The organism is Hyphomicrobiales bacterium (assembly GCA_030688605.1).
GTDB lineage: Bacteria > Pseudomonadota > Alphaproteobacteria > Rhizobiales > NORP267 > JAUYJB01.
Window position 1 is genome coordinate 1 of record JAUYJB010000012.1, and the last position, 8,858, is coordinate 8,858.

Genomic DNA, 8,858 nt, shown 5'->3' on the forward strand with positions numbered 1-8,858 from the left:
TTGTCCGAGCGCAGTTGCAACTTTGTCACGCTCAGTCTTGCCGGCCGCCCGGCCCGGTAACTTTTTTTGCGTCCCTGTCGTGGCTTCGCCCCTCCCCGCCTGGTTTTCTTACGTCGCGCCGCGCCTGCCCGGATGAACCGATTTGGCCCATCAAATTGATCCCCTATAACCATGAACCGCTCTAGCGTCAAAGATCGGGCCCGGCGGATACTGGGTCACCCGGTCAAGCCGGGTGACGACGAATTAGGGCTGTCCGCGGCCCCCGCGTGGGAGAAGATGCCTGCGAGTCCCAGGGCGGTTTTCAGAGCGGGGATGACCTTGCCCGGAAAAATTTGTTGCCGGTTAATGGGAGGTAAAGATGCGGCGGGGCTACCGGAGGTGCCTACCGTTCCTCGGGCGGAGCCATGGAACCGGATCGCCGCGGCCGCGTTGTTGGTCCGATCGGGTGATCACCAAACAGCATCGGAGACCGAGATGGCTGACAACATCAAGACCGGCGGCAGGGGCAACACCGGAATCGCCGTGCTCGTCGGCGCGCTCGTCGTGGCCGTCGTCGCGATCGGCTTCTTCCTCTTTGGAGGCGACGCCGACACGGGCGGCGACATCAACGCGCAGGTGCCGCAGACCGAGCAGCCGGCCGCGCCCGACACGACCGGCACCACCGGCGGCACCGGCGAACCCGCCCCCGGCGGAAACCAGTAACGAGGCCGAGGCAGGAACAACGAGGCCGTAGCGAAAGCTTCGGTCAGCGTCGGCTTGCCGCGCACCGTATTCTTTTGGGCCTCGGGAGATGCGTGCGGCCCGCGTGGGCATCGGTCGCAAGGCCGATGCCCACCGTGCGCCTGCTTGCCAATCCCAAATCGTCACTGCCGGGCTTGACCCCGCACTCCATGCGGCGGTTCCATTCGCGCATGACGGCATGGGTCTATATCCTCGCCTCGAAGCCGCGCGGCACGCTTTATGTCGGCGTGACGAACGACCTCCTGCGCCGCATCCACGAACATCGCGAAGGGATGGTTCCAGGCTTCACGAAGAGTTATGGCGTCTGCCGCCTCGTGTATCATGAGCGGCATGAAACCATGCCGCTTGCCATCGCGCGCGAAAAGCGCATCAAGCGTTGGCGGCGGGCCTGGAAAATCGAGCTGATCGAATCGCAGAACCCGAAATGGCGTGACCTGTGGGACAAGATTACCGGTTAGGCGCGCCTTCTCACCACATCGTCATCCCGGCCGGAGCGTCTTCCCAACACCTCGTCATCCCGGCCGGACTGTCTTCCCAACACCTCGTCATCCCGGCCGGAGCGCCATCCCATCACCTCGTCATCCCGGCCGGAGCGAAGCGGAGAGCCGGGACCCATGCGGCCTCGCCGCGCGGCAACCGGGACCATATGAACCTGGAGCGCCCGCCTCATGGATCCCGGGTCTGCAGCGCACCGCTCCGCGCTGCGCCGCGCCCGGGATGACGAGGGGAGGTGGGGTGCGATGGGTTTTGCTCACGCTCAATCCATCCTGCGGGCTGGTACCGTTGTTACTGTCGGCGCTCGAAACCCGGCTCAGTTAGTATATCGAGGAGGCTGGTCGGGGCTATCCAATCTGCCTTATCATCTTGCCCGAGCATTTTTTCGTCCCGCACTGCGAATCCAGCCACAAATAATCCGGCCCTAAAGCGGGCGAGGCACGCAAAGAGGCCATCTTCAGGGTTCAAATCATACCGGTACTCAAAGACCTTTTGTGTATTCCAAGAGCCTTGTCGCAGCGTTTCGTGTTTCGGGAGTATGTCGACTAACTCCCGTGGAACACCGCCGCGTTGGTAATCCTCCTTTGTCCTCCAGTATGCGCAAACACGCCCCTCAGTAGGTAGCACTTTGCCAAGTCTATCAAAGTACAAGCCGAGAACCACCTTGTGCGCGAATAGGTTCAAATGGCGAATAGTGATTGGCCCGATTGAGACCATTCCGCTGCCGGGCGGGACATGAACGCCTTGCTTCCGCAAATGCCGACGAGCCGCGACCCGCCCCCCAGGAGGAAGTCTAATCAGTTCGTCGATCACTTCCGGAGCTTGCATGCGTAGCCGACCTATAAGCCGGCGGTGATCGTGAAGTTCGAGCTCTTCAGGTTCATATCGCCAACGGCTGACAACCGATGCCACGAGGTCGGCGGTGCTTGTCGATCGGTTGCAGAGCATGCACGCGGGTACAACCAGTCCGTCGGGTCTATGTGAACCATCAAATAGAGACTTTTGCGGGATATGGTCCCGGGTGTTTGAAGGACGCAAACCGCCACACAGGCAGCAATCGGGAAACCGCTCGATTAGCTTCTGGGTGGCGGTCTTTTTTCGTTTAGCTTCGCCCATTCACTCTCGCATGCTCAGCTACACCCGCTCGTGCCCCCGCACGTATCGCATTTCAGGCAGGTGCCGTTGCGGACCATGGTGAAGTTGCCGCATTCGGAGCACGCTTCGCCTTCGTAGCCCTTGGCGCGGGCCTCGGCGAGGCGCTGGACTTCCGCCGCCCTGGCGGCGCGCTGCGAGTTCGGCGCCGGGGTCTCGTCCGGCGCCGGATGGGGCGCGATCTTGCGGGCGGTCGCCTCGTGGACGATGGTCTCGCCGGCATCCTGGGCGCGCGCCTGCAGCGTCGCCACCGGGGCGTCGCCCCCGAGCACCTTGCCACCGCGCGCCTCCGCCTTCGGCTCGCCGCCAGTGCGCGGCTGGAACAGGGTCAGATTGTCCGCCACCTTGCCGCGCAACAGGCCGCGCGAAACATAGCGCGGCCCGGCGCCGGGCTGGCCGCTCGGCCGCTTGCCTTCCGAAACGCCGGAACCCATGGCGGTGGCGCCGATATCGTCCGGCGACACGTGGGCGAGGTCGTGGCGGCCGAGATAGGAGATGGCCAGCTCGCGGAACACATAGTCGAGGATCGAGGTCGCGTTCTTGATCGCCTCGTTGCCCTGGACCATGCCGGCCGGCTCGAATCTGGTGAAGATGAAGGCGTCGACATATTCCTCCAGCGGCACGCCGTATTGCAGGCCGAGCGAGATGGCGATGGCGAAATTGTTCATCATCGCCCGGAAGGCGGCGCCCTCTTTGTGCATGTCGATGAAGATCTCGCCGAGGCGGCCATCCTCGTATTCGCCGGTGTGGACATAGACCTTGTGGCCGCCGACGATCGCCTTCTGGGTGTAGCTCTTGCGCCGGTTGGGCAGCTTCTCGCGCTCGCGCGAGACGCGCTCGACGACGCGCTCGACGATGCGCTCGGCCGCCGCCGCGGCGCGCGCCGCCGCGGGCTTGTCGAGGATCGCGTCTATGGCGTCCTCCTCGTCCTCCTCCTCGCCGGCCAGCACCTGCGCGCTCAGGGGCTGCGACAGCTTGGAGCCGTCGCGGTAGAGCGCGTTCGCCTTCAACCCCAGCCGCCAGGACAGCGCATAAGCCTCCTTGCAGTCGTCGATGGAGGCCGCGTTCGGCATGTTGATGGTCTTGGAAATGGCGCCGGAGATGAAGGGCTGGGCCGCGGCCATCATGCGGATGTGGCTTTCCGCCGAGAGGAAGCGCTTGCCGGTGCGCCCGCAGGGGCTGGCGCAGTCGAAGACCGGAAGATGCTCCGGCTTCAGCCCCGGCGCGCCTTCGAGCGTCATCGCCCCGCAGCAATAAAGGTTCGCCGCCTCGATCTCGGCCCTGGAAAAGCCGATCCGGGCCAACAGGTCGAGGGTCGGGTCGGCGAGCGCCGCCTCGTCGAGGCCGAGCCTGCCGCGGCAGAAATCGTCGCCCAGCGTCCACCGGTTGAACTGGAACTTGATGTCGAAGCAGGTCTTGAGGCCCGCTTCGATCGCCGCGATCTTCTCTTCCGTGAAGCCCTTGGCGACGAGCTTGTCGTGGTCGATGCCGGGCGCGCCCTTGAGCGTGCCGAAGCCGACGGCGTAATCGACGATCCGGCCGATGTCGCTTTCCGCGTAGCCGAGGGCGGCGAGCGCCTTCGGCACCGCCTGGTTGATGATCTTGAAATAGCCGCCGCCGGCGAGCTTCTTGAACTTGACGAGGGCGAAGTCGGGCTCGATGCCGGTGGTGTCGCAGTCCATGACCAGGCCGATGGTGCCGGTCGGCGCGATGACGCTGGCTTGCGCGTTGCGGTAGCCGTGCCTTTCGCCGAGCGCCACCGCCTTCTCCCAGGCGGCGACGGCATGCTCGACGAGGCGCTTTTCCGGGCAATGGGCGTGGTCGAGCGGCACCGGCGGCGTCGCCACCCTGTCGTAGCCGTCGACGCGCCCGCGCGCGGCGTTGAGATGGTTGCGCATGACGCGCAGCATGGCGTCTGTGTTGCGGCCATAGCCGGCAAAGGCGCCGAGCTCGGCCGCCATCTCGGCGGACGTCGCGTAGGCGACCCCGGTCATGATCGCCGTCAGGCTGCCTGCGAGCGCGCGGCCCTCGGGCGAATCGTAGGGGATCGCCGAGGTCATCAGCAGCCCGCCGATATTGGCGTAGCCGAGGCCGAGCGTGCGGTATTCGTAGGAAAGCCGGGCGATTTCCTTCGACGGGAACTGCGCCATCATCACCGAGATTTCGAGCACGACGGTCCACAACCTGACCGCGTGCTCGTAGGCTGAGACGTCGAAGCCGCCGGCGTCGGAAAAGCGCAGCAGGTTGAGCGAGGCGAGGTTGCAGGCCGTGTCGTCGAGGAACATGTATTCCGAGCACGGGTTGGACGCGCGGATCTCCCCCGCCTCAGGGCAGGTGTGCCAGTCGTTGATGGTGGTGTGGAACTGGATGCCGGGATCGGCGCAGCTCCAGGCGGCAAGCGCGACGCTGTCCCAGAGGCTGCGCGCCTTAAGGGTCTTGGCCACCTTGCCGTCGATGCGGCGGATGAGCTTCCAGTCGCCGTCCCGCTCGACGCTTTTCAGAAAATCGTCCGTCACGCGCACGGAATTATTGGAATTCTGCCCCGAAACGGTGCGGTAGGCCTCCGAGTCCCAGTCGGTATCGTAGGCGTCGAATTTGAGCTCGCGATAGCCCTGGCGGGCGAGATGTATGACCCGCTGGATGAAATTCTCCGACACGTGAGACCGGCGCGCGGCCCTGATCTCGCGCTTGAGCGCCGGATTCTTGGCGGCGTCGAAGCAGTCCTCGCCGTCGGCCTCGCAATTGACGCAAGCCTTGATGATGGCGTTGAGATGCCTGGAGCAAGCCTTTGATCCGGCGACGAGAGCGGCGACCTTCTGCTCCTCCCTGACCTTCCAGTTGACATAGGCTTCGATGTCCGGATGGTCGATGTCGACGACGACCATCTTGGCCGCTCGCCGGGTCGTGCCGCCGGACTTGATGGCGCCGGCCGCCCGGTCGCCGATCTTCAGAAAGCTCATCAGGCCCGAGGACTTGCCGCCGCCGGAAAGCGGCTCGTCCTCGCCGCGGAGACTGGAAAAGTTGGTGCCGGTGCCGGAGCCGTATTTGAACAGCCGCGCCTCGCGCACCCACAGGTCCATGATGCCGCCCTTGTTGACCAGGTCGTCGGAGATCGACTGGATGAAGCAGGCGTGCGGCTGGGGGTGCTCGTAGGCTGACTTGGAGGCGGTGAGGCGGCCGGTCTCGCAGTCAACGTAGAAATGGCCCTGTCCGGGGCCGTCGATGCCGTAGGCCCAGAAAAGCCCGGTGTTGAACCATTGCGGCGAGTTGGGCGCGGCCATCTGCATCGCCAGCATGTAGGAAAGCTCGTCGAAGAAGGCGCGTGCGTCCTCTTCCGACGAGAAATAGCCGCCCTTCCAGCCCCAATAGGTCCAGGTTCCGGCGAGCCGCTCGAACACCTGGCGCGCGTCGCGCTCGCTCACATGGCGCTGATCCTCGGGCAGCTCAGCGAGCGCGTCCGCGTCCGGCACGGAGCGCCACAGCCAGGACGGGACGCCGGTTTCCTCGACCTTTTTGAGCCGCGCCGGAACGCCGGCCTTGCGGAAGTATTTTTGCGCCAGAATGTCGGCGGCGACGGCGGAGAAATGCGCCGGCACCTCGAACTCGTCGAGACGGAACACCACCGAGCCGTCCGGATTGCGGATCTCGCTCCTGGCCTTGCGGAACGGAATCGTGTGGTAGGGCGATTTTCCGCTGTGCGTGAATTGGCGCGCGATCCGCATCTCAAGTAACCCCCTCATTCTGATGCCCGCCGGCACGCTGAACGCCGCCGGGCGATGGCCGATTTCGGCTCCCCGTATGACTGCTCGACGCCTACACTGACTTGTTTTTCCGCCGGAAGCCGGCCTTCCCTGGCGCTTTGCCCGCCGGCCGGCTCCGACCAAGGCACAAATCCTCCGTGCGCCGGGCTCGTACCCTCCACGGCGCCGCCAAGAACGGCCTTTGATGGAATGTCGCGGGAAACTGACCTCTGCCCGCGACGATCTCAAACCTACGACGACTCGCGCTCATGCGTCAAGAACTAGTAGGTAACATTTAATAAACCACTAAATATGGACAAACCTGTGGAATCTCAGGGGAAATCCTGGGGACGGCGCGTCGATGCCCGCGCGATTCATAGCGCGATTCGCAGGCTTTGCGCCGGGCCTTTTGCCGCCGCTGTGGGAAAGTGGGCTAAAGCAAGGCGGGGGCGAGGAAATCGCCTGCGGCGAACGGCCGATGCGGCGCTGCGCGGGTGCGACGGGGAGGGGCTCGGGCGATGAGGGCGCGGCGGCGGTACGCGGCGAATCGCGCGCCCGCGGTCCCCCGAGGCTTGGCGCAGGTCAGACCGCCGGCGCGAACAGGGCGCCGATGTAATAGGGCCAGATTACAAGCGCCAGCACGCCTTTCCAGAAGCTGAGCTTGAGGTAGCCGATGGTGAAGAGCCAGCCCGCGAACCACAGGAGGCCGATGGAGCTGTGCTGCTCGATCTTGATCCGTTGCATGGCCCGCATCCTGCCGCCGCTAAGCGATTCGGTCCATGACCCAGCGCAAATTTCGAAGCCGCCGGCGCGCGCCCACCGGCCATGCTTGCCGACTGTCGTTGCCGTCTGTGTATTCCGCCCATCCTTTCCCCAGTGTGCGCCGGCCATCCCGGCCGCCCGACGGTTCTTCCCGCCCTCGCTACCCAAAGCGAATTACTCAATCGATTGACATTTCGAGGAATGCGTCAACTCCCGCCTCGATCATCTCCGGCGCGATCTCGATTTCCGGCTGATGCTGCGAATCCGGCTTGGGCGTGATGTTGCTTCGTCAGGGTGATAATTCCCCCATGAGCGGACGCACGGCCACGCGGATACGGAGGTTCGGGCGCTGAGGAGAGGGAACCGTATCAAAAGGAGTTTGTGCGGGACCTGTCGAGTGAAGCTGGATCAAGTGCCGCGCATGTCTGGCGACCATGTTCGATATCGGCGATGAGAGAAATGAAAGAGAAATGCCTTCCACGTCGGTCCTGGGCGAGCCGCAGAAAAAGTGGCGGTTGTCATGATCCGCCGGCCGGCTCGACGTTATAACTGGGCGTCGAATTTGCGATATTGATTTCCTTGTCGGTCATCTCCGCCGGAACATCCGCAAAAAGTGGCGTGCTCAGATATCGCTCGCCTGTGTCGGGAAGCATGCAAAGGACCGTTGCGCCATCGGGCGCCTCCTGACAGATTTTCAGCGCCCCGGCGAACGTGCCGCCCGCGGTTATCCCGACGAAAATGCCCTCCTTCTGAGCCAGCTCCTTGCTCCAGTGCATGGCCTCTTCGTTGGAAATCGTCAGGATGCGCTCGATGACACCGGTATCGACCGCATCGCCGGCCAATTTCGGAATGAAGTCCGGGCTCCAGCCCTGCATGGGATGCGGGGTAAATGCCGGATGACTCGCTGCCGGCGAGCCGTCCGGGTTTCTCTCCTGCTTTGTCCCGCTGCTAAGCATGGGCGCGATCTCCGGCTCGCAGACAATAATTTTCGTATCCGGCCTCTGTTTGGCCAGGACGCGCGCCACGCCCTTGAGCGTGCCTCCGGTTCCAAATCCCGTTACCCAATAGTCGAGTGGTTCGCCGTCAAAATCGTCCACGATTTCCTTGGCGGTCGTCCGGGAGTGAATGTCGGCATTGGCCTCGTTCTCGAACTGCCGGGTCAGAAACCAGCCATGGCTTTCGGCCAGCTCTACGGCCTTCTTGACCATGCCCGTGCCTTTTTCCTTGGCAGGCGTGAGCACAACATCGGCGCCGAGGAACCGCATCAGTTTTCTGCGCTCAACACTGAAGCTCTCGGCCATCGTTACGACGAGCGGGTAGCCTTTTTGGGCGCAAACCATGGCAAGGCCAATACCGGTATTGCCGCTAGTCGCTTCAATCACGGTCTGCCCGGGTTTGAGTTCTCCCGACCGCTCGGCTGCTTCAATCACACCGAGAGCCAGCCGGTCCTTCACCGAACCCAGCGGATTGAATGCCTCGATCTTGACGAATAGGTTGATGCCCGAAGGGGCAAGCTTATCGACCCTGACGACCGGAGTGTTCCCGATCGTCTCGAGAATATTTGCGAATTTCCGACCCATGATTTGTCCGCCTTTGTTCTTGCGCCAACAAAAAGCCCAATCAAAGGAGGTTGGGCACAATGCCGCAGTCTTTAATCCTAGAGCGCATTCCGAAAAGTGGGAACCGGTTATCGGACAAAAATGCGCGTAAAATAAAAAAGTTAGAGCGCTTTGAGTGACTCCGGTTTCACGAAAAGCGATTTAGAGCGGTTCATGGTTATAGGGGATCGATTCGATGGGCCAAATCGGTTCATCCGGGCAGGCGCGGCGCGACGCGCGATACGGGATATCGGGCGAGCGCGGCAACGAACCCGGTGGGCCGATTTGGCCCACCGAAGGCCGGGTTCTTTTGCGCCGTGGCGGTGTTGCGGCTGTTGGCCGATGCACCGCATCGCCCGGCGAGCCGCGC

The 8,858-nt window shown here is 63.4% G+C and carries 5 protein-coding genes; 2 read left to right on the plus strand and 3 right to left on the minus strand.

Features of this window, described 5'->3' with window-relative positions:
* The first annotated feature begins 474 nt into the window (after window positions 1-474).
* Entirely contained in the window at window positions 475-702 is a 228-nt protein-coding gene (locus Q8P46_01545) for a hypothetical protein (protein MDP2618855.1), read from the plus strand.
* Window positions 703-911: 209 nt separating this feature from the next.
* On the plus strand, window positions 912-1,199 hold the full coding sequence (locus Q8P46_01550; protein ID MDP2618856.1) for a GIY-YIG nuclease family protein: 288 nt from the start codon (window positions 912-914) through the stop codon (window positions 1,197-1,199).
* Between the two features lie 1,167 nt (window positions 1,200-2,366).
* Here Q8P46_01550 and Q8P46_01555 read toward each other — a convergent pair.
* From Q8P46_01555 to cysK, 3 genes are all read right to left on the minus strand, one after another.
* On the minus strand, window positions 2,367-6,110 hold the full coding sequence (locus Q8P46_01555; GenBank protein ID MDP2618857.1) for a vitamin B12-dependent ribonucleotide reductase: 3,744 nt from the start codon (window positions 6,108-6,110) through the stop codon (window positions 2,367-2,369).
* A 600-nt stretch (window positions 6,111-6,710) separates the two neighbouring features.
* On the minus strand, window positions 6,711-6,872 hold the full coding sequence (locus Q8P46_01560) for a hypothetical protein (protein MDP2618858.1): 162 nt from the start codon (window positions 6,870-6,872) through the stop codon (window positions 6,711-6,713).
* 536 nt (window positions 6,873-7,408) lie between these two features.
* Window positions 7,409-8,470, minus strand: a complete 1,062-nt coding sequence (gene cysK / locus Q8P46_01565; protein MDP2618859.1) for a cysteine synthase A — start codon at window positions 8,468-8,470, stop codon at window positions 7,409-7,411.
* Window positions 8,471-8,858: the final 388 nt, after the last annotated feature.

Coding starts and splice junctions, on each gene's coding strand:
- Q8P46_01560 (MDP2618858.1), bottom strand. CDS start 6,872: ATGCAACGGATCAAGATCGAGCAGCACAGCTCCATCGGCCTCCTGTGG.
- Q8P46_01550 (MDP2618856.1), top strand. CDS start 912: ATGACGGCATGGGTCTATATCCTCGCCTCGAAGCCGCGCGGCACGCTT.
- Q8P46_01545 (MDP2618855.1), top strand. CDS start 475: ATGGCTGACAACATCAAGACCGGCGGCAGGGGCAACACCGGAATCGCC.
- Q8P46_01555 (MDP2618857.1), bottom strand. CDS start 6,110: ATGCGGATCGCGCGCCAATTCACGCACAGCGGAAAATCGCCCTACCAC.
- cysK (MDP2618859.1), bottom strand. CDS start 8,470: ATGGGTCGGAAATTCGCAAATATTCTCGAGACGATCGGGAACACTCCG.